Here is a 25,448-nt window from a genome sequence, read left to right on the forward strand (position 1 = left end):
TCAGTCTGTATTGACAATGGATATACGTCGGCGCAGTATCTGTATATCTTTTGTGTATTTGAGGGTTTGGCCCATGCGTGCCGCCGCCATCAACCTGCGTGCCTTGCCCGAGCAGCGCGACCTGATCGACCAGGCCGCCAGCCTGCTGGGCAAGAGCCGTTCCGATTTCATGCTGGAAACCGCCTGCCAGCGTGCGCGCGAAGTGGTGCTGGACCAGGTGTTCTTCACCCTGGACGCGGAGAAGTTCGCGCAGTTCGTGGCGATGCTGGATGCGCCGCCCAGGCCGAATCCCGCTCTGGAGCGCCTGCTGGCGCGCACGCCCACCTGGGAAAAGCGTTGATGCGCCTGCCGTTGGCCGAGCCGGTACCGCTGGCGGCCACGCATCGGCTTGACGGTTTCGACTGTGGCGAAAGCGGACTCGACGCCTGGCTGAAAAAACGCGCCCTGGTCAACCAGATGGGCGGCGCCGCCCGTACCTTCGTGGTGGCCGATGCGGACAACGTCGTGCGCGGCTATTACGCGCTCGCCGCAGGCGCGATCTCGCATGAGCTCGCACCAGGGAGGGTCCGGCGCAACATGCCCGATCCGGTGCCGGCCATCGTGTTGGGGCGTCTGGCGGTGGACAGGCCGGCGCAAGGTCTTGGCCTGGGCGGCGACCTGCTGATGGATGCCGTCCGGCGCGTGATCGGCATCTCCGCGCACGCCGGCGTTCGCGCCCTGCTGGTGCATGCCCTGCATGAACGGGCGCAGCAGTTCTATGAGCATCACGGCTTCGAACAGTCGCCGCTGCAGCCCTTGGTGCTGATGCTGCGGTTGGACGCCCACGACATCTGAGGGCCCCGGCCCGGAGCGCACTTCTCCGGCAATCGCCTTCGGCCGGCGTTGCTTCAGCCGGCGCGCACCGAACGCACGATGGCGGCCGCGGCGGCGGCGGATTTCCGTACCTCGTCCCACTGGCCGCTGCGGATCCAGGCGTCGGCCACCATCCACGAGCCGCCGATGCAGAGCACGTTCTTCTGGCCGAGATAGTCGGCCGCGGTGGCTTCGGTGATGCCGCCGGTGGGGCACAGCTTCAGTTCGGGGATCGGGCCGGCCACGCCCTTGATCATCGCCAGTCCGCCCACGGCGGTGGCCGGGAACAGCTTGCAGATGCGGAAGCCGCGCGCCAGCAGCGCCAGCAGTTCGGTGGGCGAGGCAGCGCCCGGCACCACCGGCAGCGGCGCGTCGGCCAGCGCGTCGGCCATGTGCGCCGGCGTGCCCGGGGTGACCAGGAAATCGGCGCCGGCGTCGATGGCCTGGCGCATCTGCTCGACGGTCAGCACCGTGCCGGCGCCGACCACCACGTCGGGCAGCTCGCGCTTGAGCATGGCCAGGGCTTCCAGCGCCACCGGCGTGCGCAGGGTCAGTTCGATGGCCGGCAGGCCGCCTTCCAGCAGGGCGGCGCTGACCGCGCGCGCCTGGTCGAGGGTGTGGACGGTGACGACGGGCAGGATGCCGGCGGCGGTGAGCAGGTGTTCGGCGCGATCCTGGTGCTGGGCGATGGTCATGGCGTTGTTCCGGTGGAGCGGGCCGCGACGCGGCCTGCGAGGGTCAGGCGTCCTTGGCTTCGTGCGGGGCCGCCGCGGCGGCGGCGTCGTGGCCGAGTTCGTATTCGGCGTCGTATTCCCACACGCCGCCATCGGGCCGCGCCGGGCCGCAGGAAATCGAGATGGCGCCCTGGTCGGCCGGGCCGACGATGCGGCGGTTCATCGCGAACAGGTTGCGGCCCAGGTCGTTGCCGGCCGGCGCGGTGTTGGCGGCGATGCCGCGCGCCGCCCATTCGGTGGCGTCGACCAGCACTTCCAGCGTGCCGGCCTCGCCGTCCAGGCGGACGATGTCGCCCTCGCGGATGCGGGCGATGGGACCGCCGCGCGCGGCTTCGGGGGTGACGTGGATGGCGGCGGGGATCTTGCCCGAGGCGCCAGACAGGCGGCCGTCGGTGACCAGCGCCACGCGCCGGCCCTGGTTCTGCAGCAGGCCCAGCAGCGGCGCCAGCGAATGCAGTTCCGGCATGCCGTTCGCGCGCGGTCCCTGGTAGCGGACCACGGCGACGAAATCCTGCGGCAACGCGCCGGCGGCGTGCAGCTTGTTCAGCGCCTGCGGCGCGTCCACCACCACGGCCGGCGCCTCGATCGTGCGGTACTGCGGCTTCACCGCCGACAGCTTGATCAGCGAACTGCCGATGTTGCCCTTGAGCAGGCGCAGCCCGCCCTGGGCTTCGAACGGCTCTGTAGCCGGACGCACGACCTCGGTATCGGCGCTCTGCGCGACGGCCGGTGCATAGACGACCTTGCCGTCGATCAGCCGTGGTTCCTGCGCGTAGGCGCGCATGCCGCCCTCGGCGATGGTCTGCAGGTCGTCGTGCATCAGCCCGGCGTCCATCAGCTCGCGGAATACGAAGCCCGGGCCGCCGGCGGCGGCGAAGCGGTTCACGTCCGCCTCGCCGTTGGGGTAGACGCGCGCCAGCAGCGGCACGATCTGCGAGAGCTGGTCCATGTCGTCCCAGGTCAGCACGATGCCGGCCGCGCGCGCCACCGCGATCCAGTGGATGGTGTGGTTGGTGGAGCCGCCGGTGGCCATCAGCGCGACGATGGCGTTGACGATGGCGCGCTCGTCGATCAGCCGGCCCAGCGGCCGGAAGTCGTCGCCCAGCGCGCAGATTTCCAGCGCGCGCGCGGTGGCGGCGCGGGTCAGCGCGTCGCGCAGCGGCAGTTCCGGGTTGACGAAGGAGGCGCCCGGCAGCTGCACGCCCATCGCTTCCAGCAGCACCTGGTTGGAGTTGGCGGTGCCGTAGAAGGTGCAGGTGCCCGGCGCGTGGTAGGAATCGGACTCGGCCTGCAGCAGTTCCTCGCGGGTCGCCTCGCCGGCGGCGTAGCGCTCGCGCACCTCGGCCTTCTTCTTGTTGGGAATGCCCGGCGTCATCGGCCCGGCCGGCACGAACACCGCCGGCAGGTGGCCGAACGCCAGCGCGCCGATCAGCAGGCCCGGCACGATCTTGTCGCACACGCCCAGGTGGATGGTGGCGTCGAACATGTCGTGGCTCAGGCCGATGGCGGTGGCCTGGGCGATGATGTCGCGCGAGAACAGCGACAGCTCCATGCCGCCGCGGCCCTGGGTGACGCCGTCGCACATCGCCGGCACGCCGCCGGCCACCTGCGCGGTGGCGCCCAGTTCGCGCGCGGCGTCGCGGATCAGCTGCGGGTAGTGCTCGAACGGCTGGTGCGCCGAAAGCATGTCGTTGTAGGCGGTGATGATGCCCAGGTTGGGCGTCACGTCGCCGCGCAGCCGGCCCTTGTCGGTCGGGCCGCAGGCGGCGAAGGCGTGGGCCAGGTTGCCGCAGCTCAGGCGCGAACGGAACGGGCCCTCGCGCAGCGCGGCCTCGATGCCCGCCAGGTAGGCCGCGCGCGACGGGGCGCTGCGCTGGCGGATGCGTTCGGTGATGGCGTGGATTTTCGGATGCAGGCTCATGGCTTTACGCGCGGGGAAAGGGGAAGGGGGAAGCGGGAGCGGCGGGGCAGGGGACAAGGGAAAGCGGACGGCGAGGCGGGGTCTGGATCATTGCGCCGTGCCGGGCAGACCAGGCGATCTTCCATTCCCGCCTCCCTGTTCCCCGTTCCCGGCCTTCACGCGCACCAGTGCACGCGCAGTTTCGTGCCCGGCGCGTCGATCGCGGCCAGTACCGGGTAGCGGTGCACGTCGCCGGAGGCGAGCGCGGCTTCGAGCACCTCCAGCTTCTGCTTGCCGCGCAGCAGCAGCAGGCGGGTGCCGATGGCGGCCAGCCCGCGCGGGGTCAGGGTGATGCGCAGGTGCCAGTCCCTGGCCACCGGGCAGCCGCTGGCGTCCAGCGCCGCGTACGGCTTGCTGCCGTGCAGGGCGCGCTCCAGGTCGCGCGAGCCGGGGAACAGCGAGGCGGTATGGCCATCGTTGCCCATGCCCAGCACCACCAGGCAGGCCGGCTGCGAATGCTCGGCCTGCAGGTTGGCGTCGTGCACGCATTCGGCCAGCGATTTGCCGACCCGCACCAGCGGGTCGAAATGCGCACCCTCGGCCTGGTTGAGGAAGCTGTGCCGCACCAGCCAGGCGTTGCTGTCGCGGTCCTGCGGCGACAGCCAGCGCTCGTCGGCCAGGCCCACTTCCACGCGCGCCCATTCCAGCGGCTGCTCGGCCAGCATCTCGTAGACCGGCGCCGGCGTGGTGCCGCCGGACAGCAGCATGCGCGCGCGGCCGCGCTGGCCGATCTCGTGGTCGAGGACCGTGGCCATTTCGCGGGCCACGCTCTCGGTCCATTCCTCTTCGTCGGAATGGCGGATCAGGGCAAGGCGTTCGGAGAGGGCGCTCATGCGGATGCTCCGTTGGGAGCCTGCTCCAGGTCCAGTGCGTAGGCGGCCGCACCGAGCAGGCCGGGACAGGGGTGGACGATGGCCAGCGACGGCACCTGCGACAGCGTCGCGGTGAAGCGGCCCTTGTTCTCGAAGTGGCTGCGGAACCCGGAATGCTGCAGCGGCCCGAGCAGCCGCGGCACCAGCCCGCCGGTCAGGAACACGCCGTCCCAGGCGCCCTGCACCAGCACGGCGTCGCCGGCCACGGCGCCGAAGATGTCCATGAACACCTCGATCGCGCGCAGGGCGACCGGGTCGCCGGCGGCGGCGCGTTCGCTGACCTGGGCCGGCTGCAGCTGGCCCGGGTCCTGGCCGGCGATCTCGCTCAGCGTGCGGTGCAGGTTGACCAGGCCGGGGCCGCAGATCAGCCGCTCGTTGGAGACGCGGCCGAACTGCTGGGTGAGGATTTCCAGGATGCGGATCTGCTCGGGCGTGGTCGGCGCGAAACTGGCATGGCCGCCCTCGGTCGCCAGCGGATAGTGGCGGCCGTCGCGGACCAGCAGGCCGCCCACGCCCAGCCCGGTGCCCGGGCCGATCACGCAGTAGTTGCGCGGCACCGTCGGCGCGGCCGGCTGCCAGGCGGCGCCGCCGATCTGCACCACGTCGGGCGTGCGCAGCAGCGCCACCGACATCGCCTGGGCGACGAAGTCGTTGATCAGGTGCAGCCGCTGCAGTCCCAGCTGCGCGGCGGTGCGCGAGCGCGAGATCACCCACGGATGGTTGGTGATGCGCGCCTCGTCGCCGTCCACGCGCCCGGCGACGGCGAACACGCCGCTGCGCACCCTGGCGCCGCGTTCCTGCACGTAGCAGGCGGCGGCCTCGGCCAGCGAGGGGAAGCGCGCCACCGGGTACTCGCCGATGCTGCCCTGGTCCAGTGGAACGGCGGCGGTGGTATCGGCCAGCGCGAAGCGCGCATTGGTGCCGCCGATGTCGGCGACCAGCACGTGTTCCGCGGCGGCGTTCACAGCGCGTTGTCCATGCGGTTGTCGGCGACGATGGCCGCGGGCAGGAACAGGTGGGCCTGGTCCGGCCCCCAGCTGCCGGCCGGGTAGGGTTCCATCGGCAGGTTGGCCGCCTTCCAGGCATCGCTGACACTGTCGATCCAGGCCCAGGCCGCGCGCACTTCGTCGTCGCGCACGAACAGCGCGTGGTTGCCGTTGAACGCATCCAGGAACAGGCGTTCATAGGCGATGCGGCGGTGCAGGCCGGTCGGCACCGACAGTTCCAGCTCCAGCGGCTGCAGTTCCAGCGCGCCCCATTCCGGGCCGGCCAGCGAGCTCATCAGCCCCAGCTGGATGTTCTCCTGCGGCTGCAGCTGGAAGGTCAGCCGGTTGGGCTGGGCGTGGCGGCGGTCGGGGCGCTCGAACAGCCAGTGCGTGACCGGCTTGAGGTTGACCTCGATGCGGGTGGTGCGCTCGGGTAGGCGCTTGCCGGTGACCAGGTGGAACGGAACGCCGGCCCAGCGCCAGTTGTCGATGTGCGCGGTGACGCCGACGAAGGTTTCGGCCTCGCTGCCTTCCGGCGGCTGGTAGGCCTGCGCCGGCTGGCCGTTGATGGTGCCGGCGGTATAGCGGCCGCGCACGCTGTCCTTGGCCGCATGGCGCGCGTCGAGCGGACGCAGCGCGCGCAGCACCTTGACCTTCTCGTCGCGGATGCGGTCGGCTTCCAGCGAGGCCGGCGGCTCCATCGCCACCAGGCACAGCAGCTGCAGGATATGGCTCTGCACCATGTCGCGCATCGCGCCGGAACGCGAGTAATACGAGTCGCGGCCGTCCACGCCATCGCTCTCGGCCACCATGATGTGCACCGATTCGATGTAGTTGCGGTTCCACACCGCCTCCAGCAAGGTATTGCCGAAGCGCAGCGCCATCAGGTTCTGCACCGCCGCCTTGCCCAGGTAGTGGTCGATGCGGAACACACGGTCCTCGTCGATCAGCGCGCCGATCGACCGCAGGATTTCCTCTGCGCTGGCGCTGTCCGAACCGATCGGCTTCTCCAGCATCAGCCGGTGCGGCGCGCTCAGCGCGCCGCCCAGGGCCAGGCCCTCGCAGGTGGAGATGTACAGGCCGGGCGGGATCGACAGGTAGCTCACGCAGCGGCGGTCGTTGAACTCGCGCACTGCGTCGGCGATCGAGCCGGGGTCGCGCAGGTCCACCGAGCGGTAGTCGATGCGCCGCAGCAGGTTGTTGATGTCGTCCAGGCTCGCCTGCGGCAGCGCCTGCTCCAGCCGCGGGCGCAGGATGTCGTGGAATTTCTCCGTGTCGTGCGGCGACAGCGCCATCGCGCGCACCCGGAAATCCTCCGGAAGCAGGCCGTCGCCCAGCAGGCGCAACAGGGAAGGGAACAGATAGCGCTGGGCCAGATCGCCTGTGGCACCGAACAGGAGGAGGGTGTCGTGCATGGCTCGAGTTTCGTGTTCTGGTGACATCGTTGTCAATCGCCCTTCGCTATGTTCTGGTTGTCGTTCCATTGAGGGTTCCGCGGCCTGCGCCGGCGCCTGCGCGCGACGGGAGAAAGGCGGTGCGGGGCCGATGCCGGCGGGGCCTTCCCGCGCCCGCGGAAGCGGACTGGCGCGGGCTTCCGTGGCGGAAACCGCGGGCCGCTGATGGTGCCATGGGAAAACGTTTGCGTGGCAGAATGTTTCCACTGTATTCGTATTCGGGAGCGACCGTCCCGGCGGCGATGGCGGCGGCTGCCGCCTTCCGCTGCGCCGGTCGCCGTTGGCGCGGTCGGTGGAGTGAGGCAGGCGATGGCGGACGTGCGGTTCGACGGAGTGCGCAAGGTCTACGACAACGGCCAGGTCGCCGTGCACGGGGCCAGTTTCGACATCGCCGACGGCGAGCTGATGGTGCTGGTGGGGCCTTCGGGCTGCGGCAAGTCCACCCTGCTGCGCATGGTGGCCGGGCTGGAGGAGATCAGCGCCGGCACGCTGTCCATCGGCGGGCGCGTGGTCAACGACGTGGCGCCGAAGGACCGCGACATCGCCATGGTGTTCCAGAACTACGCGCTGTACCCGCACATGACCGTGGCCGAGAACCTGGCCTTCGGGCTGAAGCTGCGCGGGCACGACAAGGCCGAGATCGCCCGCCGCGTGCAGGCCGCCGCCGACATGCTCGGCCTGGCGGGCATGCTCGACAAGCTGCCGCGCGCGATGTCCGGCGGCCAGCGCCAGCGCGTGGCGCTGGGCCGGGCGCTGGTGCGCGAGCCGGCGGTGTTCCTGCTGGACGAGCCGCTGTCCAACCTCGACGCCAAGCTGCGCCATTCGGTGCGCACCGAGATCGCGCAGCTGCACCGCACGCTGGGCACGACGATGATCTACGTCACCCACGACCAGGTCGAGGCGATGACCCTGGGGCAGCGCATCGTGGTGCTCAACGACGGCGTGATCCAGCAGATCGACACGCCGATGGCGCTGTACGAGCGGCCGGCCAACCTGTTCGTCGCCGGGTTCCTCGGCAGTCCGGCCATGAACACGCTCAAGGGGCGGTTGCAGGCGCTGGCCGACGGCGCGCTGGAACTGGCCCTCGACGGGGGCGGGCAGGTGCCGCTCGGCCGCCCGCCGGTGCCGCCGGCATGGGCCGGGCGCGAGGTGGTGGTCGGCATCCGTCCTGAGCACCTGCAGCCGGCCAGCGGCGGCGCCGCGTTCGGCACGGTCATCGAAGGCATCGAACCGGTCGGCAACGAGATGTTCGTGAACCTGCGCCTTGGCGCGCGGCCACTGGTGATGCGGGTGCCGCCGCAGGCGCTGCCGGCGGTGGGCGAGGGGATCGCCGTGGCGGTCGCGTCCGCGGCGCTGCATTTCTTCGAGGCGGGCAGCGGCCTGCGCCTGGAGCCCGGGACGTAGCGGACCCGGCTACGCCGCGCCGGAACTCCGGTCGCCGGCGCTGGCGGTCGATCGCATCAGCGCGCCAGGCCGTCGAGCAGGTCGAGGCGTGCGGCCTGTCCGCCGCCCACTTCCAGTCCGCCTTCGGGCAGGTCCAGCGGCAGTACGGCCAGGGCCAGCGCGCCGGCGCTGCTGGCGATGGTGCCGATGCCGGCGCCGGCCTGGGTCACCGCGTCGCCGGCGGTGCCGGGACTGGCGGTATGCAGCAGCACCAGCGAACGCTTGGCCTTGCCCAGGAAATGGGTGCGGGCCACGATTTCCTGGCCGGGGTAGCAGCCCTTCTTCACGCTGTAGGCCGACAGGCGGTCCAGGCCCAGCTGCTGCGGCGTCCACTGCTCGCGCTGCGATTCGTCCAACCGCGGCAGGCCGAAACGCAGGTCGGACTGGCGCCAGGCCAGTTCCGCGGTTTCCTCGTACGCGGCATCGCCGGTTTCGACCAGGCGCAGCGTGCGCGGGTGCGCGGCGCTGCCGACGTCCAGCTCGATCGCGCCATCGGCGAGGCGGGCCAGTGCCGCGTCGCGCGCCTGCACGGGCGGCTGGAAGGCGGCCTGGACGGAAAGCGCGGCGACAGGCGAGAGGATTGCCTTGCGGCGGAACACGAAGCGCCGCAGCTGTTCGGCCATCGCCTCGACGCCGCCGTCGTGGCAGACCAGCAGCAGGTGTTCCGCATCCAGGCGCAGCAGCTGGAAGACCGCCAGCACGCGGCCCTTGGCGGTGAGCCAGGCGTTCCACTGCCAGTGGCCGTCGGCCAGGGACAGGACGTCGTTGGCGAACTGGGCCTGGGCGAAGGCGGCCGCATCCGGGCCGGAAAGGCCCAGCACCTGCGACCGGCGCAGTGTGCGCAAACCGCTGAAAAGAGGGGCGAGGTTGTCAGACACGTGAACGGGGACTAAAATTTGTGCGTTGCGAGACCGATCATGATAGGCCAAACAACCCCCACTCCCGAGGACGGAACCGAACCCCTGCCGGAACCGGAGAAGCAGCCGCTTCCCGAGGCCGGACCGGTGCCGCAGGAAATCGGCGGACGCGGCGGACTTGATCCGGTGCGTTACGGCGATTGGGAGAAAAACGGTCGCTGCATCGATTTCTGAGCAGCGTCAGCCAACGCGGCAACCGCCGCCCAGCCGAGATAACGAGTCAGCGAATGGCGAACAGACCCCGCCCCCTTTCTCCGCACCTGCAGGTGTATCGCTGGCAGATCCAGATGGCCACCTCGATCCTGCATCGAGCCACCGGCATCGTTCTGTCCGTCGGAGCCCTGATCATTGCCGGCGGCCTGCTCGCCCTGATGATGGGCCCCGAGTCCTGGAACTGCTTCACCACCCACGCCAGCGCGTGGTACGGCAAGGTGATCCTGTTCGGCTGGACCTGGTGCTTCGCCTACCACCTGTGCAATGGCATCCGCCACATCATCCAGGACTTCGCCATCGGCTACAGCAAGCCGGCCTTCATCCGCAGCAGTTGGCTGTCGGTGATCGGCTCGCTGGTCATCACCGCGCTGGTCTGGGCCTACGTCAGCTTCGGAGGCGCCGCATGAGCAATTTCCGCACCCCCCTGAAGAACGCACGCGGCCTGGGCAGCGCCAAGTCCGGCACCATGCACTTCATCCACCAGCGCCTGACCGCCACCGCGCTGGTCGCGTTGACCCTGTGGTTCCTGTGCTTCGTGCTGGGCCTGCTCGGCGCCGACTACGTCACCGCCGTCACCGCCGTGGCCAAGCCGTGGAACGCGATCGCGCTGGTCGGCTTCCTGGTCGCCATGTTCTGGCACGCGCAACTCGGCCTGCAGGTCGTGCTGGAGGACTACATCCACAACTCGCTGATGGCACTGGCCCTGCAGACCACGGTCAAGTTCGTCGCCGTGCTCGGCGCGATCGTCAGCATCTTCGCGGTCGCCCGCGTCGCGCTTGGGAACTGATACATGTCCGCTTACAACATCATTGAACACAAGGTCGACATGGTGGTCGTCGGCGCCGGCGGCGCCGGCCTGCGCGCGACCTTCGGCCTGGCCCAGAAGGGCCTGCAGACCGTCTGCATCACCAAGGTTTTCCCGACCCGCTCGCACACCGTCGCGGCGCAGGGCGGCATCGCCGCCGCGCTGGCCAACATGGGCGAGGACGACTGGCGCTACCACTTCTACGACACCGTCAAGGGCGGCGACTGGCTGGGCGACCAGGACGCCATCGAATACATGTGCCGCGAGGCCATCCCGTCGGTGATCGAACTGGAGCATTACGGCGTTCCGTTCTCGCGCACCGAGGACGGCAAGATCTACCAGCGTCCGTTCGGCGGCATGACCACCAAGTACGGCGAAGGCCCGTCCGCACAGCGCACCTGCGCCGCCGCCGACCGTACCGGCCACGCCATGCTGCACACGCTGTACCAGCAGTCGCTGGCGCACAACGCGCAGTTCATGATCGAGTACTTCGCGCTCGACCTGATCTTCGACGAAGAGGGCGTCTGCCGCGGCGTGCTGGCGCTGGACATGGCCGAGGGCACCCTGCACCTGTTCCGCGCCCACGGCGTGGTGCTGGCCACCGGCGGTTACGGCCGCGCCTACTTCAGCGCCACCTCGGCGCACACCTGCACCGGCGATGGCGGCGGCCTCGTGGCCCGCGCCGGCCTGCCGCTGCAGGACATGGAGTTCGTGCAGTTCCATCCGACCGGCATCTACGGCGCCGGCTGCCTGATCACCGAGGGTGTGCGCGGCGAAGGCGGCATCCTGCGCAACAGCAGCGGCGAGCGCTTCATGGAGCGCTACGCGCCGCACTACAAGGACCTGGCCTCGCGCGACGTGGTCAGCCGTTCGATGACCATCGAGATCCGCGAAGGCCGCGGCGTCGGCGAGCACAAGGACCACATCCTGCTCGACCTGACCCACCTGGGTCCGGGCGTGATCGACGAGAAGCTGCCGGGCATCGCCGAGAGCGCGCGCATCTTCGCCGGCGTCGACGTGCACAAGCAGCCGATCCCGGTGATCCCGACCGTGCACTACAACATGGGCGGCATCCCGACCAACTACCACGGCGAAGTGGTGCGCAAGGTCGGCGACAACCCCGATGCCGTGGTGCCGGGCCTGTACGCCATCGGCGAAGCGGCCTGCGTGTCGGTGCACGGCGGCAACCGCCTGGGCTCCAACTCGCTGCTGGACCTGGTGGTGTTCGGTCGCGCGGTGGCCAACCGCTGCGCCGAGACGATCAAGCCGGGCGCGCCGCACAAGACCCTGGCCTCCGACGCCTGCGACAAGGCGCTGGGCCTGCTGGACAAGCTGCGCCACGCCAATGGCGACACCCCGACCGCGGTCATCCGCGACCGCATGCAGCGCACGATGCAGGCCGACGCCGCCGTGTTCCGCACCAGCAAGACGCTGGCCGAGGGCTGCGAGAAGATGGCCGAGGTGTTCGACTCGTTCCAGGACGTCAAGGTGTCCGACCGTTCGCTGGTCTGGAACTCGGACCTGATCGAGACCTACGAGCTCAACAACCTGCTGCTCAACGCCGTGGCGACCATCAACTCGGCCGAGCAGCGCAAGGAAAGCCGTGGCGCGCATGCCCACGAGGACTATCCGGAGCGCGACGACGTCAACTGGCAGAAGCACACGCTGGTCACCGTCGACGAGAAGGGCAAGTGCAGCTTCGACTACCGTCCGGTGCACATGTACACGCTCACCGACGACGTCGCCGTCGTGCCGCCCAAGCCGCGCGTCTACTGATCCGGGGAACCTACGAACATGGCTGAATTTGCACTTCCGAAGAACTCCCGGATCACCCAGGGCAAGCACTTCCCCGCCAAGAGCGGCGGCAAGAACGTGCGTACCTTCAAGATCTACCGCTGGAGCCCGGACGACGACCAGAATCCGCGCACCGACACCTACGAGGTCGACCTCGATGCGTGCGGCCCGATGGTCCTGGACGCGCTGATCAAGATCAAGAACGAGATCGATCCGACCCTGACCTTCCGCCGGTCGTGCCGCGAGGGCATCTGCGGTTCGTGCGCGATGAACATCGACGGCACCAACACGCTGGCCTGCACCCGCGCCATCGCCGACTGCGCCAAGGCCGAGGTGCCGATCTACCCGCTGCCGCACATGGAAGTGGTCAAGGACCTGGTGCCGGACCTGACCCACTTCTACGCGCAGTACGCCTCGATCAAGCCGTGGATCCGCACCCAGACCCCGGCGCCGCCGGACCGCGAGCGCCTGCAGTCGCCGGAAGACCGCAAGAAGCTCGACGGCCTGTACGAGTGCATCCTGTGCGCCTGCTGCTCGACCAGCTGCCCGAGCTACTGGTGGAACGGCGAGCGTTACCTGGGTCCGGCGATCCTGCTGCAGGCCTACCGCTGGATCATCGACTCGCGCGACGAGGACACCGGTGCCCGCCTGGACGACCTGGAAGATCCGTTCAAGCTGTACCGCTGCCACACCATCATGAACTGCGCCCGGACCTGCCCGAAGGGGCTGAACCCGGCGCTGGCGATCGCCGAGATCAAGAAGTTGATGATGGCGCGCCGCGCCTGATGCGCCGGCCCACGCGATGCCCCGCGCATCGCGGCCATGGCGGCACCGGTCCTTCGGGCCGGTGCCGTTTTCGTTTCCGCCACGGCGAGGTCGTGGCATCGGCAGGTGAGCGATGAGCCCCGAAGACGACATCGAACTGAAAAAGCTGCGCTGGCGCTGCCGGCGCGGCATGCGCGAACTGGACCAGTTGTTCGGCCGCTATCTCGACCAGCGCTGGGGGCAGGCGCCGACAGCCGAGCGCGCGGTTTTCCTGCAGCTGCTGGAAACCGAGGACGACAAACTGTGGCGCTGGTCCATGGGCTACGAGGCCTGTCCCGATGCGCCGCAGGCCACCCTGCTGGAGTACATCCGCGCCCTTCCGCTGTGAGTGGCGGCCCTCGCGCTGGCAGGCCGGCGCCTTGCTGCTGCTCGGCCTGCTGGCCGCCGCCGCACTGCTGAACTGCGAACTGGACGCGCGCCCCGCCTGGCCGGCCGCGCTGCTGGCGGCGGCATGGGGAGCCATCCTGGCGTGGCAGGATGCGCGCAGGCCGCCGCGGCCGCTGCTGGTCCCGCCTTCGCCGGCTCCCGCTACTGTGGACGGCATCGCGGTCGACGCGCTGGAACTGCTGGAACGCGGCCCGCTGCTGGTGCTGCGCTGGCGCACGGGGAAGCGGCGCGGCCAGCTGTTGTTCTGGCCGGATACGCTGCCGCGCGCGCGGCGACGTGAACTGCGACTGGCCGTGCGCGCCCGCGCCGTTTCCCGTTAGCGGGCGGGGATGGCAACATGGCGCCACTCCACCGGCATACGCGCATGTTCAGACCCTTACCCGTCGCAATCGGATTGCGTTACCTGCGGGCCAAGCGCCGCAACGGTTTCATCTCCTTCATCTCCATGGCATCGATCCTCGGCATCGCGCTCGGGGTGACGGTACTGATCACCACGCTGGCGGTGATGAGCGGTTTCCAGAAGGAAATCCGCGACCGCCTGCTGCAGATGTCGGCCCACGCCACCGTCAGCGCCGACGGGGAGCCGATGACGAACTGGCAGCACGCGGTGGACGTGGCGATGCGCGATGCGCGCGTGGCCGGCGCCGCGCCGTACATCGAGATCCAGGGCATGCTCGCCGGCCCGCGCGTGCAGGGCGCGATCGTGCAGGGCGTCGATCCGGCGCTGGAGCCGAAGGTGTCGGTGCTGGCCGAGAAGATGCAGAAGGGCTCGCTGGACAGCCTGCAGTCGGGCGGGTTCAACATCCTGCTCGGCAAGGAACTGGCGCTGTGGCTGGGCGTGGACGTCGGCGACAGCGTGGTGGCGACGCTGGCCGAGATCCAGGGCACCCCGGTCGGCGCGATGGCGCGCACCAAGCGCTTCAAGGTCAGCGGCATCTTCGAGGCCGGTTCCAACGAGATCGACCGCGGCGTGGCTTTCGTCAACATGGACGACCTGGAGCGCGTGCTGCGCGTGGACGGCGTGACCGGCGTGCGCCTGAAACTGCACGACATGGACCAGGCCTATACCGTGGCGCGCGACCTGGCCCTCAACCTGGAAGGCTATTACCGGGTCAGCGACTGGACCCAGCAGAACGCCAATCTCTACCACTCCCTGCGCATGGAAAAGACGGTGATGGGCATCTTGCTGTCGCTGATCGTGGCCATGGGCGCGTTCAACCTGGTGTCCTCGCAGGTGATGCTGGTGACCGACAAGCAGGCCGACATCGCCATCCTGCGCACGCTGGGGCTGACGCCGGGCGGGGTGATGCAGGTGTTCATGGTGCAGGGCAGCCTGATCGGCCTGATGGGCACGGTGGCCGGCGTGATCGGCGGCATCAGCCTGACGCTCAACCTCGAGCGCATCCTCGGCCTGATCGAGTCGGCCTTCGACATCAAGCTGCTGCCGGAGGACGTGTACTACATCACCGGCCTGCCGACCGACATGCAGATCGGCGACATCGTGACCATCACCGCCGTGGCGCTGCTGATGAGTTTCCTGGCAACGCTGTACCCGGCCTGGCGCGCGGCGCGCACCCAGCCGGCGGAGGCGCTGCGCTATGAGTGAGAACACGAACATGGAATCGGTGATCCGCGCCGAGGGACTGGCCAAGACCTACGCCGAGGGGCGCATGCGCACGCCCGTGTTCGACGGGCTGGAGCTGGACGTGGCGCCGGGCGAGACGGTCGCCATCGTCGGCGCGTCCGGCGCCGGCAAGAGCACCCTGCTGCACCTGCTGGGCGGTCTGGACGTGCCCACCGCCGGCGAGGTCTACGTGGCCGGCCAGCGCATGTCGGCGCTGTCCGACGCCGAGCGCGGCCGCCTGCGCAACACCTCGCTGGGTTTCGTCTACCAGTTCCACCACCTGTTGCCCGAATTCACCGCGCTTGAGAACGTGATGATGCCGGTGATGCTCGGCGGCGCCAGCGTGGCCGGCGCCGAGCAGCGCGCGCGCGCGCTGCTGGAATCGGTGGGGCTGGGCCACCGCCTGGAGCACAAGCCGGGCGAGCTGTCCGGCGGCGAGCGCCAGCGCGCTGCGGTGGCGCGGGCCCTGGTCAACCAGCCGGGCTGCGTGCTCGGCGACGAACCCACCGGCAACCTCGACGACAAGACCGCCGCCACGGTGTTCGAGCTGATGCTGGAATTGAACCGCGCGCATCGCACCAGCCTGGTGCTGGTGACCCACGACCGCAGCCTGGCCCGCAGGCTGGACCGGGTGCTGGAACTGCGCGAGGCGCGGTTGCATCCACTGGCGCGCGCCGAGGTCTGAGCGCACGCCCGCAGGCGCGCGCATCCGATCCGGCACGCCGGCTGAACGGGGGTGGGAACCGCGCTTGCGCCGTCCCGGCCGCGGTGCAAGATGGCGGCGTATTCCCGAACAGGAGGTGTGTCGTGAAACGTCTGGCAATCGCTTTACTGGCCGCGGCGGCCCTGGCCGGCTGCGCCACCACCGGCAGGCTTTCCAGCAGCGAGCGGCTGGAGCTGTACCGCGCCCATGCCGGCGCGCCGGTCAAGGACTTCCAGTACTTCGGTTCGCTCAACGGCTGGACCGAGCTGGGCGACAGCGCGCTGGCGGTCTGGACCAAGCCCAGCGAAGCCTGGCTGCTGAGCCTGAGCGGCCCGTGCATGGATCTGTCCTATGCGCCGGCGATCAGCGTGACCAACATGATGGGCCGGGTATCGGCCAAGTTCGACCGCGTGATCGTGCGCGGCGGCAGTCCGGGCATGGCGCCTATCCCGTGCCGCATCGATACCATCCAGCCGCTGGACGTGAAGGCGCTGCGTGCGTCGGAAAAGGAACTGCGCGAAGCCAAGCTCGAGGCGCGCGAGTCCGGGCAGCAGCCCTGACCCGATTTCCGTAGGAGCGCACTTCAGTGCGCGATGGGGCTCTACCGGGAAAGTCCATCGCGCACTGAAGTGCGCTCCTGCGGCGCCTGTGGCGAACCGGCAGGCTGCCAGCCGATCTACGGGGACCCGGGCTCGACGTAACCGGCCGGCTTTTCCGCGCCGCCGCCGAACAGGAACTTGACCAGTTCCTCCTCCAGGAACGCCCGGTGCTTCGGGTCGCGCGGCGACAACCGGTTCTCGTTGATCAGCATGGTCTGGTGCGCCAGCCACGCCGCCCAGGCCTGCTTGCCGACGTTGGCGAAGATGCGCTGGCCCAGTTCGCCGGGGTAGGGCACGAAGTCCAGGCCTTCGGTTTCGCGTTGTTCGTACTGGCAGAAGACGGAGCGGGGCATGCGGTGTTCCTGTCGGTGGAGCGGGCCGCCTCAGTGGCGGTCGAGCAGCTTGCGGATCGGCGCCGGCAGACCCAGCGAGGCCAGCTCGGCGCGCGCGACCCAGCGCAGGTCGTCATTGTCGCCCACCCGCGGGTGCAGGGCGACCTTGCGCAGGTGCAGCGGCTGCAGGTGCAGGCGGTAATGGCTGAAGGTATGCACGACCCGCGGCAGTTCCGAGGCCGCGTCATAGTCGCCTTCGATGTTGCCGGCGAACCACTGGCGCAGCTCGGCGTCGGTATCGGCCTGCGGCAGCGTCCACAGCGAGGCCCAGATGCCGGTGGGCGGGCGCTTGCGCAGCAGGATGCGGCCCTGGCCGTCCTCGAGCAGCAGCGCGCTGGCCTCGCGTTCGGGCAGCACCTTGCTCGGCTTGGGCGTGGGCAGCGAGTCCACCATTCCCTGCGCCTGCGCCACGCAGCCGTCCTGCAGCGGGCACAGGATGCAGGCGGGATTGGCGCGCGTGCACAGCGTGGCGCCGAAATCCATCTGCGCCTGCGTCCAGTCGGCCATGCGTCCTTGCGGCACGTGCGCCACGTGCTGCGCGGCCAGCGCCCACAGCTGTTTCTCGACGGCGGGCAGGCCGGGGTAGCCGGCGATGCCGTGGTAGCGGGTCAGCACGCGCTTGACGTTGCCGTCGAGGATCGGGAACGGGTCGTTCCAGGCCTGGCTGAGGATGGCGCCGGCGGTGCTGCGGCCTATGCCGGGCAGCGCCAGCAGCGCGTCCAGGTCGCGCGGCAGGTCGCCGCCGTGCAGTTCCACGCAGCGCCTGGCCGCGGCATGCAGGTTGCGCGCGCGGGCGTAGTAGCCCAGGCCGGCCCAGTGCGCCATCAGCGTGTCGTTGTCGGCCGCCGCCAGGTCGGGCAGGGTCGGGAACGACTGCACAAAGCGCTGGAAGTAGGGAATGACCGTGGCGACCTGGGTCTGCTGCAGCATGATCTCCGACAGCCACACCCGGTACGGCGTGCGCGGATGCTGCCAGGGCAGGTCGTGGCGGCCGTGCTGGCCGAACCAGTCGAGCAGGCGGGTGGCGAAATGGGGCATGGGCGATCGCGGGGCTGGGTGGTGTTCCTTCTCCCACCGGGAGAAGGTGCCCCGAAGGGGCGGATGAGGGCAAGGGCGAAGCCTGGTGCGGCCCGGCATTGCAGGGGCTTCGCCCCCACAACCCTCACCCCAACCCCTCTCCCGGTGGGAGAGGGGCTCACGCCGCTCCCAGTGCCTCCGGCAGCAGCGCGTCGACGAAGGCTTCGGGGTCGAACACGCGCAGGTCTTCCGGGCGCTCGCCGATGCCGGCGAAGCGGATCGGGATGCCGAACTCGCGCGCCAGGGCGAACACCACGCCACCCTTGGCGGTGCCGTCGAGCTTGGTCACCACCAGGCCGGTGACGCCGGCGGCGGCATGGAACTGGCGCAGCTGGTTCAGCGCGTTCTGGCCGGTGGTTCCGTCGATCACCATCAGCACTTCATGCGGCGCGGTGTCGTCGATCTTGCCGAGCACGCGGCGGATCTTGCTCAGCTCGTTCATCAGCCCGGCCTGGGTGTGCAGGCGGCCGGCGGTGTCGGCGATCAGTACGCTGGTGCCACGCGCCTTGCCGGCCTGCAGCGCGTCGAACGCCACCGAAGCGGCGTCGGCGTTCTGGCCCTGGGCGATCACCGCCACGCCGTTGCGCTCGCCCCAGACCTGCAGCTGCGCCACGGCGGCGGCGCGGAAGGTATCGCCGGCGGCCAGCATCAGGCTGTGGCCCTGGTCCTTGAAGCGTTTGGCCAGCTTGCCGATGGTGGTGGTCTTGCCGACGCCGTTGACGCCGACGGTGAGGATCACGAACGGCCTGGCATTGGCGTCGATGACCAGTGGCCTGGATACCGGCTGCAGCAGCGCGATCAGGTCGGCACGCAGCGCGGCGAGCAGGGCGTTGGCATCGGCGAACTCGCGCGACTTCATGCGCCTGCGCAGGTCCTCGACCAGCGCGGTGGTGGCTGGCACGCCGACGTCGGCGGTCAGCAGCGCGGTCTCGATCTCGTCGAGCAGATCGTCGTCCAGCCGCGGGTTGCGCGAGAACAGGCCGCCGAAGCTGCGGGCGAAGGCGCTGTTGCGCAGGCGGTCGCGCCAGCCGGACTTGCCGGCGGCCGCCGCCGGCGCGGCATTGGCGGGGATCAGGGCGGCATCGTTTTCCGCCACGGCCGGCGTTTCCACCGGCTCCGGAGCGGCGCCCGCGGGAGATTCTGCGGCCACGGGAGCCTGCGCCGCGGCCGCATCCGCATCCGCATCGGCCGGCGCCGTTTCCACGACGGGAACCGCCGGCGCCTCCGGTTCAGGGGCCAGTGGCACGGCCGAGGTCAGCTCCTCGGCGCTGAACTGCGGGGGCTTGCCGACCGCCGGGGTGTCCTGGGGCTTCTTGCGACGGAAAAAACTGAGCATGGATGAGAAAAACCGGGGCAGGGGCACATGCTACCACCGGCGCTGGCGCCGGCCGGTCCGCAAGGGCCGTGGAAAAGCTAAAGTCGGCGCATTCCGGGCCGATGTCGTGGCATGAACGCGATTTCCTCCATTGCCGCCTCCGGCATGCGCGTGGCCGTGATGGGCGTACGCGTGGCCGCGCAGAATATCGCCGTGCAGCCGGTGCAACCGGTGGTGCCGCGGCAGGTGCTGACGGTGCAGACCATCGCCGGCGGCGGCGCCGGCGCGCAGGTGACCACGACCCAGGAAGCCCGGGACATGGTCGCTGACCTGCTGTCGGCCAGGACCTATGAAGTGGCTTTCGCCGCCAATGCCGTGGTGATCCGACGCAACAACGAGATGCTGGGGACGCTGTTCGACGCGTTCGCGTGATTCCTTCGTGCGGAAGACAGCCTGGCGGGCTCGCCAGGCCGCACGGCGAGCCGCCCGGTGGGGAGGGGGACGAATGCATCCGCCACCAAAGGCGCGGAACCGCGCGCGGCCCGGCATTACGCGGCTTCGCCCGTACCCTCACCCCAACCCCTCTCCCGGGGGAGAGGGGCTTCGAGCCTCAGGCTGACAGTTCCAGCAGCAGCCTGTTGAGCCGGCGCACGTAGGCGGCCGGGTCCTTCAGGCCGTCGCCGGCGGCCAGCGCCGCCTGGTCGAACAGCACGCGCGCCAGGTCGTTGAAGCGGTCCATGTCCGGCTCGGCGTCGAGTTTCTCGATCAGCGGGTGCGCCGGATTGAATTCGAACACCGGCCTGCTCTCCGGCACCTTCTGGCCGCTGGCCTCCAGGATCTGCCGCATCTGCAGGCCCAGGTCCTGCTCGCCGATGGCCAGGATCGCCGGCGAATCGGTCAGGCGGTGGGACACGCGCACCTCGGCCACGTCCTCGCCCAGCGCGGTCTTGATGCGCGCGGCCAGTCCTTCCTTGGCCCTAGCGGTTTCCTCCTGCGCCTTCTTCTCTTCCTCCGAATCCAGCGTGCCCAGGTCCAGGTCGCCGCGGGCCACGTCCACGAACGACCTGCCGTCGAACTCGTGCAGGTAGTTCATCAGCCACTCGTCGATGCGGTCGGTCATCAACAGCACCTCGATGCCCTTCTTGCGGAACACTTCCAGGTGCGGGCTGTCCTTGACCTGCAGATGGCTCTCGCCGGTGAGGTAATAGATCTTGTCCTGGCCTTCGACCATGCGGCTCACGTAGTCGGCCAGCGCCACGTTCTGCGCGCCGTCGCCGCCATGGGTGGAGGCGAAACGCAGCAGGCCGGCGATCTTCTCGCGGTTGTTGAAGTCCTCGGCCGGGCCTTCCTTCAGCACCTGGCCGAACTCCTTCCAGAAGCGCTGGTAGTCCTCGGGCTTGTCCCTGGCGAGCTTTTCCAGCATGTCCAGCGCGCGTTTGGTCAGCGCCGACTTCATCGAATCGATCACCGGGCCGGACTGCAGGATCTCGCGCGAGACGTTCAGCGGCAGATCGCTGGAATCGACCACGCCCTTGATGAAGCGCAGGTACAGCGGCAGGAACTGCTCGGCCTGGTCCATGATGAATACGCGCTGCACGTACAGCTTCAGGCCCTTGGCGGCGTCGCGGTGGTACAGGTCGAACGGCGCGCGGCCGGGCGTGTACAGCAGCGAGGTGTATTCCAGCTTGCCCTCGACCTTGTTGTGGCTCCACGCCAGCGGGTCGCTGAAGTCATGGGCGATGTGCTTGTAGAACTCGTTGTATTCGGCGTCGGTGACCTCGGACCGCGGCCGGGTCCACAGCGCGTTGGCCTTGTTGACCACTTCCCACTCCGGCGTGGTCGGCTGCTCTTCGCCCTGGGCTTCCTTGACCAGCTCGATCGGCAGGCCGATGTGGTCGGAGTACTTCTTGACCAGGCTGCGCAGCTTCCAGCCGTCGGCGAAGCCTTCCTCGCCGTCCTTCAGGTGCAGCACGATGCGGGTGCCGCGTGCGGGCTTGTCGATGGTCTCCACCTCGAACTCGCCTTCGCCGCGCGAGGACCAGTGCACGCCCTCGCTGGCCGGCAGGCCGGCGCGGCGGCTGTACACGTCCACCTGGTCGGCGACGATGAACGCCGAGTAGAAGCCCACGCCGAACTGACCGATGAGGTTGGCGTCCTTCTTCTGGTCGCCGGACAGGTTCTTCAGGAAGTCGGCGGTGCCCGACTTGGCGATGGTGCCCAGGTGCGCGATGGCCTCCTCGCGGCTCAGGCCGATGCCGTTGTCGTCGATGGTCAGGGTGCGCGCGGCCGGGTCGGCCTCGATGCGGATGCGCAGCGCGCCGTCGCCTTCCAGCAGCTCCGGCCGGGTCAGCGCCTCGAAGCGCAGCTTGTCGGCGGCGTCGGCGGCGTTGGAGACCAGCTCGCGCAGGAAGATTTCCTTGTTCGAATACAGCGAGTGGATCATCAGGTGCAGCAGCTGCTTCACCTCGGTCTGGAAACCGCGGGTTTCCTTGTGGGCTTCGGCGGTCATCGTCGGGTTCGCTCCGTGGGTTGCCTGGGCCGCGCGCGGCGGCCGATGGCCTCACGGATGTGGGCCGGGCGGCGGATTTCAAGCCCGCGGGCGCGGGAAGAGGTCGGGTTCGGCTTATCATGCGGGCCCGTTTCCGTTGCTTGCCGCATGTCCCGTCCACCCCGATCCCCTGCTGCTCCACGGCGTCCCGCGCATGGCGGGGAAGGGCAGGTGCGCATCATCGGCGGGCGCTGGCGCAATACGCGGCTGCAGGTGCCGTCGCTGGACGGCCTGCGCCCGACCAGCGACCGCGTGCGCGAGACCCTGTTCAACTGGCTGATGCCCAAACTGCCCGGCGCGCGCGTTCTGGACCTGTTCGCCGGCAGCGGCGCGCTGGGGCTGGAGGCCGTATCGCGCGGCGCGGCGTCGGCGCTGCTGGTCGAGCGCGATCCGGCGCTGGCGGCGGCGCTGCGCGGCGTGGTCGGGCGGCTGGACGCCGGTGCGCAGGTGCAGGTCGTCGCCGGCGACGCGCTGCGCTGGCTGGAAAGCGCAGCGCCGATGCAGGTCGACATCGTGTTCATGGATCCGCCATTCGCCGCGGGCCTGTGGGCGCAGGTGTTCGAACGGTTGTCGCGGCACCTGGCCGCCGACGCCTGGCTGTACGTGGAAGCGCCCGCGGGCGCGGCGCCATCGCCGCCGGCAGGCTGGAGCCTGCATCGCGAAGGCGGCACCCGCGACGTTGGTTATGCCCTGTACCGGCGCGCCGCTGCTACACTCCACGGCGACCTGAACGCGACTCCCGCCGCATGACCTCGTCCAACCCCCGCATCGCCGTCTATCCGGGCACGTTCGACCCGATCACCAACGGTCACATCGACCTGGTGCACCGGGCCGCGCCGCTGTTCGAGAAGATCGTGGTGGGCGTGGCGCAGAGCCCGTCCAAGGGGCCGACGCTGCCGCTGGCGCTGCGCGTGGAACTGGCGCGCGAGGCGCTGGCGCCGCACGGCAACGTCGAGGTGGTCGGTTTCGACACCCTGCTGGCGCATTTCGTGCGTTCGGTGCATGCCGGCGTGCTGCTGCGCGGCCTGCGCGCGGTGTCCGATTTCGAGTACGAATTCCAGATGGCGAGCATGAACCGCCACCTGATCCCGGAGGTCGAGACCCTGTTCCTGACCCCGTCCGAACAGCACAGCTTCATTTCTTCCTCGCTGGTGCGCGAAATCGCCCGGCTGGGCGGCGACGTGTCCGGCTTCGTGCCGGCCACGGTGCTGGAAGCGCTGCGCGAGGCCCGCGAATCCCGCGCGGGCGCCTGACCCATCCCAACAGCTGTAACGAATCCAATAGAGGGAGACGATCCATGAAGAACACGATGCGCGTGATGCTTGCCGCTTCGCTGGTGCTGGGCTTTACCGCCTGCAAGAAGGAAGAGGCCGCCCCGGTCGCCGAGGCGCAGCAGGCGCTGGTCGCGCCGGCCAAGGACGACGACGCCGGCTGGCGCAAGTACCTGCAGGCCGTGGCCGTGCAGAACATGGGCAACATCACCAACAACCCGTTCCTGTACTACCTGGTGCCGGAGTCCGATCCGGAGTTCGCCGCCAAGTACGACCGCCAGGTGGAGAGCGCCACCGCCGCCATCGGCCGTGGCGTGTCGCCGGGCAACATGCTGGCCTTCGGTTCCTCGGCCTCGTCGAAGATGGCCGACCTGATCGAAGCCGCGTTCAAGGGCGTGCAGGCCGACTCGATGAAGGGCGTGCGCGTGGTGTATATCGGCGACGCCGCCGACAACGCCCGCGTGCAGACCATCGTGCAGCCGACCGGCGCCGACTACATCTTCGTTGAAGCCAAGTGACCCGTGTCTGGCCGGGCGTGCGCGACGCATGCCCGGCCGTTGCCGGCCCGGTGACGGGCCGCATGCAGCCGGTGGCGCCACGCGCCCCCGGCCTGCCGTCGGCAAGCGCGGGCATGGAGCCGTTCCATGTCGCTGAAAATCAATGAGCTCTGCGTCAACTGCGACGTCTGCGAGCCCGCCTGCCCGAACAAGGCCATCTCGATGGGCGAGACGATCTACGTGATCGATCCGGCCCGCTGCACCGAATGCGTCGGCCATTTCGACGAGCCGCAATGCGTGGTGGTGTGCCCGGTCGAATGCATCGACCCGGACCCGGACATTCCCGAAACCCACGACCAGCTGCTGGCCAAGCTGCATGCGCTGCAGCGCGACCATCCCGAACTGTACGAACCGGAGACCCCCACGGCATGAAACGTTTCGCGCGTTCCTTCCTGTTGTTTGCGCTGATGCTGGCACCGGCGGCGTGGGCGGCCGACGCGCCGCAGGCGCTGGCCGCGCACCCCGACGGCGCGGCGATCGCCAGCGGCCACGAACTGGCGACCAAGGCCGGCATGGAGATCCTGGCCAGGGGCGGCAATGCGTTCGATGCCGCGGTGGCGGTGTCCTCGACGCTGGCCGTGGTCGAGCCGATCAGCTCGGGCCTGGGCGGCGGCGGCCTGTTCATGCTGCACGACGCGCGCACCGGCAAGGACGTGATGCTCGACGCGCGCGAGACCTCGCCGGCCTCGGCCACACCCGAGCGTTTCCTCGACAAGAACGGCGGGCTGGACCGCGACCGCTCGGTCAACGGCCCGTGGTCGGCGGGCATCCCGGGCCTGCCGGCGCTGCTGGTGCAGGTCGCGCGCGAGCATGGCCGCCTGCCGCTGTCCGATTCGCTGGCCCCGGCCATCCGCATCGCCACCGATGGTTTCCCGGTGTACGCGCGCATGGCGCGCGGCTACGCGGCGCGGCGCGAGGTGATGGAGCGGTATCCCGGCACGCGCGAGGTCTACCTGCGCAACGGCCGGCCCATCGCCGAAGGCGACATCTTCAAGCAGCCGGAACTGGCGCATACCCTGCGGCTGCTGGCCGACAAGGGATTCGACGGTTTCTACCGCGGGCAAACCGCGAAGAAGCTGCTGGCCGGCGTGAAGAAGGCCGGCGGCCAGTGGACCGCCGAGGAACTGGCCGGCTACACGGTCAAGGCGCGCGAGCCGATCGTGTTCGACTACCGCGGCTGGAAGATCACCACCGCGCCGCCGCCGTCCTCCGGCGGCATCGCGCTGGCGTCGATGCTGCAGATCCTGGAAGGCTGGGACCTGGCCCGGCTGGACGACGCGCACCGCACCCACCTGGTGGTGGAGGCGATGCGCCGCGCCTACCGCGACCGCACGTTCTTCCTCGGCGATCCGGATTTCGTGCAGATCCCGCAGAAGGTGCTGACCAGCCGCGACTACGCCCAGGGCCTGCGCGCCACCATCCACCCGGAAAAAGCCACCCCGAGCGACCTGCTGTCGGGCAACCCGACGCCGTTGGAAGACGACGAGACCACGCACTTCTCGATCATCGACAGCGAAGGCAACCGCGTCGGCGGCACCCAGACGGTGAACCTGCTGTACGGCTCGGGCTTCATCCCGGCCGGCACCGGCGTGCTGCTCAACAACGAGATGGACGACTTCGCGCTCAAGCCGGGCACGCCCAACGCGTTCGGCGTGATGGGCTACGAGGCCAACGCGCCCAAGCCGGGCAAGCGCATGCTCAGCTCGATGACGCCGACCTTCATGGAGAACGGCGAGAAGGTCATCGTGATCGGCACGCCGGGCGGCAGCCGCATCATCACCATGGTGCTGCTGGGCATCCTCGGCTACGACGCCGGGCTGGACGCGCAGCAGGTCGCGGCGCTGCCGCGCTACCACCACCAGTGGCTGCCGGACGAAATCTCGGCCGAGAGCGGCGCGTTCACCCCGGAGGTGGCGCGCCAGCTGCAGGCCATGGGCCACAAGGTCGACCTGCCCGGCGACAGCGCCGACGGCGGGCGTGGTTCCAGCCACGTCTGGGGCAACCTGCAGACCGTGGAATGGGACCGCCGCAGGAACACCCTCAGCGGCGGCAGCGACCCACGCAACCCGGTGGGCAGCGCCGAAGTGCGCAAGGCGGGGAAGGGCGGCTGAGTCCCCCGC

General features: G+C 69.6%; 29 protein-coding genes. 19 read left to right on the plus strand and 10 right to left on the minus strand.

Annotated elements, in window-relative coordinates:
- Nucleotides 1-73 precede the first annotated feature (73 nt).
- Nucleotides 74-340 carry a DUF1778 domain-containing protein gene (locus tag ABTV91_RS10350; RefSeq protein WP_433851361.1) on the plus strand — a complete coding sequence of 89 codons (267 nt, stop codon included), beginning with the start codon at nucleotides 74-76 and terminating at the stop codon, nucleotides 338-340.
- A complete protein-coding gene (locus ABTV91_RS10355; protein ID WP_433851362.1) occupies nucleotides 340-834 on the plus strand; it encodes a GNAT family N-acetyltransferase in 495 nt (164 codons plus the stop codon). Before ABTV91_RS10350 ends, ABTV91_RS10355 begins: the two co-directional genes overlap by 1 nt.
- Before the next feature lie 53 nt (nucleotides 835-887).
- Here the strand turns inward: ABTV91_RS10355 and eda are convergent, their stop codons facing one another.
- The 5 genes from eda to zwf form a co-directional block, all read right to left on the minus strand.
- Nucleotides 888-1,547 (minus strand): bifunctional 4-hydroxy-2-oxoglutarate aldolase/2-dehydro-3-deoxy-phosphogluconate aldolase, encoded by a 660-nt coding sequence (gene eda / locus ABTV91_RS10360; RefSeq protein ID WP_433851363.1) that lies wholly within the window; start codon nucleotides 1,545-1,547, stop codon nucleotides 888-890.
- 43 nt (nucleotides 1,548-1,590) lie between these two features.
- Nucleotides 1,591-3,507 (minus strand): phosphogluconate dehydratase, encoded by a 1,917-nt coding sequence (gene edd, locus ABTV91_RS10365; RefSeq protein ID WP_433851364.1) that lies wholly within the window; start codon nucleotides 3,505-3,507, stop codon nucleotides 1,591-1,593.
- A 155-nt stretch (nucleotides 3,508-3,662) separates the two neighbouring features.
- Complete coding sequence (gene pgl, locus ABTV91_RS10370) at nucleotides 3,663-4,379, minus strand: 6-phosphogluconolactonase (protein WP_433851365.1); 717 nt, start codon at nucleotides 4,377-4,379, stop codon at nucleotides 3,663-3,665.
- Nucleotides 4,376-5,383 carry a glucokinase gene (glk, locus tag ABTV91_RS10375; RefSeq protein ID WP_433851366.1) on the minus strand — a complete coding sequence of 336 codons (1,008 nt, stop codon included), beginning with the start codon at nucleotides 5,381-5,383 and terminating at the stop codon, nucleotides 4,376-4,378. Before glk ends, pgl begins: the two co-directional genes overlap by 4 nt.
- Nucleotides 5,380-6,819 (minus strand): glucose-6-phosphate dehydrogenase, encoded by a 1,440-nt coding sequence (gene zwf / locus ABTV91_RS10380; protein ID WP_433851367.1) that lies wholly within the window; start codon nucleotides 6,817-6,819, stop codon nucleotides 5,380-5,382. Before zwf ends, glk begins: the two co-directional genes overlap by 4 nt.
- Nucleotides 6,820-7,167: 348 nt before the next feature.
- On the opposite strand from zwf, the gene ABTV91_RS10385 reads away from it, so the two are divergent.
- Nucleotides 7,168-8,262, plus strand: a complete 1,095-nt coding sequence (locus tag ABTV91_RS10385) for an ABC transporter ATP-binding protein (protein ID WP_433851368.1) — start codon at nucleotides 7,168-7,170, stop codon at nucleotides 8,260-8,262.
- Nucleotides 8,263-8,318: 56 nt separating this feature from the next.
- Here ABTV91_RS10385 and ABTV91_RS10390 read toward each other — a convergent pair whose 3' ends face one another.
- Nucleotides 8,319-9,179, minus strand: coding sequence for a YgfZ/GcvT domain-containing protein (locus tag ABTV91_RS10390; RefSeq protein WP_433851369.1), 861 nt, complete (start codon nucleotides 9,177-9,179; stop codon nucleotides 8,319-8,321).
- A gap of 39 nt (nucleotides 9,180-9,218) precedes the next feature.
- Here ABTV91_RS10390 and ABTV91_RS10395 point away from each other — a divergent pair, with 39 nt between their 5' ends.
- The 10 genes from ABTV91_RS10395 (at nucleotide 9,219) to ABTV91_RS10440 (ending at nucleotide 16,129) form a co-directional block, all read left to right on the plus strand.
- Nucleotides 9,219-9,392, plus strand: a complete 174-nt coding sequence (locus ABTV91_RS10395; RefSeq protein WP_433851370.1) for a DUF1674 domain-containing protein — start codon at nucleotides 9,219-9,221, stop codon at nucleotides 9,390-9,392.
- Nucleotides 9,393-9,445: 53 nt separating this feature from the next.
- Complete coding sequence (sdhC, locus tag ABTV91_RS10400) at nucleotides 9,446-9,838, plus strand: succinate dehydrogenase, cytochrome b556 subunit (RefSeq protein WP_433851371.1); 393 nt, start codon at nucleotides 9,446-9,448, stop codon at nucleotides 9,836-9,838.
- Nucleotides 9,835-10,218 (plus strand): succinate dehydrogenase, hydrophobic membrane anchor protein, encoded by a 384-nt coding sequence (gene sdhD, locus ABTV91_RS10405; RefSeq protein ID WP_433851372.1) that lies wholly within the window; start codon nucleotides 9,835-9,837, stop codon nucleotides 10,216-10,218. Before sdhC ends, sdhD begins: the two co-directional genes overlap by 4 nt.
- Before the next feature lie 3 nt (nucleotides 10,219-10,221).
- A complete protein-coding gene (gene sdhA, locus ABTV91_RS10410; RefSeq protein WP_433851373.1) occupies nucleotides 10,222-12,012 on the plus strand; it encodes a succinate dehydrogenase flavoprotein subunit in 1,791 nt (596 codons plus the stop codon).
- A gap of 18 nt (nucleotides 12,013-12,030) precedes the next feature.
- Nucleotides 12,031-12,816 (plus strand): succinate dehydrogenase iron-sulfur subunit, encoded by a 786-nt coding sequence (locus tag ABTV91_RS10415; protein WP_433851374.1) that lies wholly within the window; start codon nucleotides 12,031-12,033, stop codon nucleotides 12,814-12,816.
- 112 nt (nucleotides 12,817-12,928) lie between these two features.
- The gene (locus ABTV91_RS10420; RefSeq protein ID WP_433851375.1) at nucleotides 12,929-13,183 is read left to right on the plus strand and encodes a succinate dehydrogenase assembly factor 2; all 255 of its coding nucleotides are present in this window, start codon (nucleotides 12,929-12,931) and stop codon (nucleotides 13,181-13,183) included.
- Nucleotides 13,184-13,214: 31 nt separating this feature from the next.
- Nucleotides 13,215-13,562: a hypothetical protein gene (locus ABTV91_RS10425; protein WP_433851376.1), complete on the plus strand. Its 348-nt coding sequence runs from the start codon at nucleotides 13,215-13,217 to the stop codon at nucleotides 13,560-13,562.
- Between the two features lie 44 nt (nucleotides 13,563-13,606).
- Nucleotides 13,607-14,848: a lipoprotein-releasing ABC transporter permease subunit gene (locus ABTV91_RS10430; RefSeq protein WP_433851377.1), complete on the plus strand. Its 1,242-nt coding sequence runs from the start codon at nucleotides 13,607-13,609 to the stop codon at nucleotides 14,846-14,848.
- The gene (gene lolD, locus ABTV91_RS10435) at nucleotides 14,841-15,551 is read left to right on the plus strand and encodes a lipoprotein-releasing ABC transporter ATP-binding protein LolD (protein ID WP_433851378.1); all 711 of its coding nucleotides are present in this window, start codon (nucleotides 14,841-14,843) and stop codon (nucleotides 15,549-15,551) included. Before ABTV91_RS10430 ends, lolD begins: the two co-directional genes overlap by 8 nt.
- 122 nt (nucleotides 15,552-15,673) lie before the next feature.
- Nucleotides 15,674-16,129 (plus strand): DUF6491 family protein, encoded by a 456-nt coding sequence (locus ABTV91_RS10440; RefSeq protein ID WP_433851379.1) that lies wholly within the window; start codon nucleotides 15,674-15,676, stop codon nucleotides 16,127-16,129.
- Between the two features lie 116 nt (nucleotides 16,130-16,245).
- Here ABTV91_RS10440 and ABTV91_RS10445 read toward each other — a convergent pair whose 3' ends face one another.
- From ABTV91_RS10445 to ftsY, 3 genes are all read right to left on the minus strand, one after another.
- Entirely contained in the window at nucleotides 16,246-16,521 is a 276-nt protein-coding gene (locus ABTV91_RS10445; protein ID WP_433851380.1) for an oxidative damage protection protein, read from the minus strand.
- A 30-nt stretch (nucleotides 16,522-16,551) separates the two neighbouring features.
- A complete protein-coding gene (gene mutY, locus ABTV91_RS10450) occupies nucleotides 16,552-17,598 on the minus strand; it encodes an A/G-specific adenine glycosylase (RefSeq protein ID WP_433851381.1) in 1,047 nt (348 codons plus the stop codon).
- A gap of 157 nt (nucleotides 17,599-17,755) precedes the next feature.
- The gene (gene ftsY / locus ABTV91_RS10455; protein WP_433851382.1) at nucleotides 17,756-18,973 is read right to left on the minus strand and encodes a signal recognition particle-docking protein FtsY; all 1,218 of its coding nucleotides are present in this window, start codon (nucleotides 18,971-18,973) and stop codon (nucleotides 17,756-17,758) included.
- A 111-nt stretch (nucleotides 18,974-19,084) separates the two neighbouring features.
- Between ftsY and ABTV91_RS10460 the strand changes: the two genes are divergently transcribed.
- The gene (locus ABTV91_RS10460) at nucleotides 19,085-19,384 is read left to right on the plus strand and encodes a hypothetical protein (RefSeq protein WP_433851383.1); all 300 of its coding nucleotides are present in this window, start codon (nucleotides 19,085-19,087) and stop codon (nucleotides 19,382-19,384) included.
- A gap of 178 nt (nucleotides 19,385-19,562) precedes the next feature.
- Here ABTV91_RS10460 and htpG read toward each other — a convergent pair whose 3' ends face one another.
- Nucleotides 19,563-21,461 (minus strand): molecular chaperone HtpG, encoded by a 1,899-nt coding sequence (gene htpG / locus ABTV91_RS10465; RefSeq protein ID WP_433851384.1) that lies wholly within the window; start codon nucleotides 21,459-21,461, stop codon nucleotides 19,563-19,565.
- Nucleotides 21,462-21,608: 147 nt separating this feature from the next.
- On the opposite strand from htpG, the gene rsmD reads away from it, so the two are divergent.
- The 5 genes from rsmD to ggt all read left to right on the plus strand — a co-directional run bounded on the left by rsmD (nucleotide 21,609) and on the right by ggt (nucleotide 25,439).
- The gene (gene rsmD / locus ABTV91_RS10470) at nucleotides 21,609-22,250 is read left to right on the plus strand and encodes a 16S rRNA (guanine(966)-N(2))-methyltransferase RsmD (protein ID WP_433851385.1); all 642 of its coding nucleotides are present in this window, start codon (nucleotides 21,609-21,611) and stop codon (nucleotides 22,248-22,250) included.
- Entirely contained in the window at nucleotides 22,247-22,753 is a 507-nt protein-coding gene (gene coaD, locus ABTV91_RS10475; RefSeq protein ID WP_433851386.1) for a pantetheine-phosphate adenylyltransferase, read from the plus strand. The genes rsmD and coaD overlap by 4 nt, the downstream gene beginning before the upstream one ends.
- A gap of 44 nt (nucleotides 22,754-22,797) precedes the next feature.
- The gene (locus ABTV91_RS10480) at nucleotides 22,798-23,289 is read left to right on the plus strand and encodes a hypothetical protein (protein ID WP_433851387.1); all 492 of its coding nucleotides are present in this window, start codon (nucleotides 22,798-22,800) and stop codon (nucleotides 23,287-23,289) included.
- A 126-nt stretch (nucleotides 23,290-23,415) separates the two neighbouring features.
- A complete protein-coding gene (locus ABTV91_RS10485; protein WP_433851388.1) occupies nucleotides 23,416-23,700 on the plus strand; it encodes a YfhL family 4Fe-4S dicluster ferredoxin in 285 nt (94 codons plus the stop codon).
- On the plus strand, nucleotides 23,697-25,439 hold the full coding sequence (ggt, locus tag ABTV91_RS10490; RefSeq protein ID WP_433851389.1) for a gamma-glutamyltransferase: 1,743 nt from the start codon (nucleotides 23,697-23,699) through the stop codon (nucleotides 25,437-25,439). Before ABTV91_RS10485 ends, ggt begins: the two co-directional genes overlap by 4 nt.
- Nucleotides 25,440-25,448: the final 9 nt, after the last annotated feature.

This window comes from Stenotrophomonas nitritireducens (assembly GCF_050984405.1).
GTDB classification, from domain to species: domain Bacteria; phylum Pseudomonadota; class Gammaproteobacteria; order Xanthomonadales; family Xanthomonadaceae; genus Stenotrophomonas; species Stenotrophomonas nitritireducens_B.

Excerpts from the sequence above, each read along its gene's own strand:
- ABTV91_RS10385 (WP_433851368.1), top strand. The coding sequence starts at position 7,168 with ATGGCGGACGTGCGGTTCGACGGAGTGCGCAAGGTCTACGACAACGGC.
- rsmD (WP_433851385.1), top strand. The coding sequence starts at position 21,609 with ATGTCCCGTCCACCCCGATCCCCTGCTGCTCCACGGCGTCCCGCGCAT.
- mutY (WP_433851381.1), bottom strand. The coding sequence starts at position 17,598 with ATGCCCCATTTCGCCACCCGCCTGCTCGACTGGTTCGGCCAGCACGGC.
- sdhA (WP_433851373.1), top strand. The coding sequence starts at position 10,222 with ATGTCCGCTTACAACATCATTGAACACAAGGTCGACATGGTGGTCGTC.
- sdhD (WP_433851372.1), top strand. The coding sequence starts at position 9,835 with ATGAGCAATTTCCGCACCCCCCTGAAGAACGCACGCGGCCTGGGCAGC.
- lolD (WP_433851378.1), top strand. The coding sequence starts at position 14,841 with ATGAGTGAGAACACGAACATGGAATCGGTGATCCGCGCCGAGGGACTG.
- htpG (WP_433851384.1), bottom strand. The coding sequence starts at position 21,461 with ATGACCGCCGAAGCCCACAAGGAAACCCGCGGTTTCCAGACCGAGGTG.
- ABTV91_RS10430 (WP_433851377.1), top strand. The coding sequence starts at position 13,607 with ATGTTCAGACCCTTACCCGTCGCAATCGGATTGCGTTACCTGCGGGCC.
- ABTV91_RS10395 (WP_433851370.1), top strand. The coding sequence starts at position 9,219 with ATGATAGGCCAAACAACCCCCACTCCCGAGGACGGAACCGAACCCCTG.
- ABTV91_RS10485 (WP_433851388.1), top strand. The coding sequence starts at position 23,416 with ATGTCGCTGAAAATCAATGAGCTCTGCGTCAACTGCGACGTCTGCGAG.
- coaD (WP_433851386.1), top strand. The coding sequence starts at position 22,247 with ATGACCTCGTCCAACCCCCGCATCGCCGTCTATCCGGGCACGTTCGAC.
- ABTV91_RS10355 (WP_433851362.1), top strand. The coding sequence starts at position 340 with ATGCGCCTGCCGTTGGCCGAGCCGGTACCGCTGGCGGCCACGCATCGG.
- ABTV91_RS10460 (WP_433851383.1), top strand. The coding sequence starts at position 19,085 with ATGAACGCGATTTCCTCCATTGCCGCCTCCGGCATGCGCGTGGCCGTG.
- zwf (WP_433851367.1), bottom strand. The coding sequence starts at position 6,819 with ATGCACGACACCCTCCTCCTGTTCGGTGCCACAGGCGATCTGGCCCAG.
- ABTV91_RS10480 (WP_433851387.1), top strand. The coding sequence starts at position 22,798 with ATGAAGAACACGATGCGCGTGATGCTTGCCGCTTCGCTGGTGCTGGGC.
- ggt (WP_433851389.1), top strand. The coding sequence starts at position 23,697 with ATGAAACGTTTCGCGCGTTCCTTCCTGTTGTTTGCGCTGATGCTGGCA.
- ABTV91_RS10420 (WP_433851375.1), top strand. The coding sequence starts at position 12,929 with ATGAGCCCCGAAGACGACATCGAACTGAAAAAGCTGCGCTGGCGCTGC.
- ABTV91_RS10350 (WP_433851361.1), top strand. The coding sequence starts at position 74 with ATGCGTGCCGCCGCCATCAACCTGCGTGCCTTGCCCGAGCAGCGCGAC.
- edd (WP_433851364.1), bottom strand. The coding sequence starts at position 3,507 with ATGAGCCTGCATCCGAAAATCCACGCCATCACCGAACGCATCCGCCAG.
- pgl (WP_433851365.1), bottom strand. The coding sequence starts at position 4,379 with ATGAGCGCCCTCTCCGAACGCCTTGCCCTGATCCGCCATTCCGACGAA.
- ftsY (WP_433851382.1), bottom strand. The coding sequence starts at position 18,973 with ATGCTCAGTTTTTTCCGTCGCAAGAAGCCCCAGGACACCCCGGCGGTC.
- ABTV91_RS10415 (WP_433851374.1), top strand. The coding sequence starts at position 12,031 with ATGGCTGAATTTGCACTTCCGAAGAACTCCCGGATCACCCAGGGCAAG.
- ABTV91_RS10445 (WP_433851380.1), bottom strand. The coding sequence starts at position 16,521 with ATGCCCCGCTCCGTCTTCTGCCAGTACGAACAACGCGAAACCGAAGGC.
- sdhC (WP_433851371.1), top strand. The coding sequence starts at position 9,446 with ATGGCGAACAGACCCCGCCCCCTTTCTCCGCACCTGCAGGTGTATCGC.
- eda (WP_433851363.1), bottom strand. The coding sequence starts at position 1,547 with ATGACCATCGCCCAGCACCAGGATCGCGCCGAACACCTGCTCACCGCC.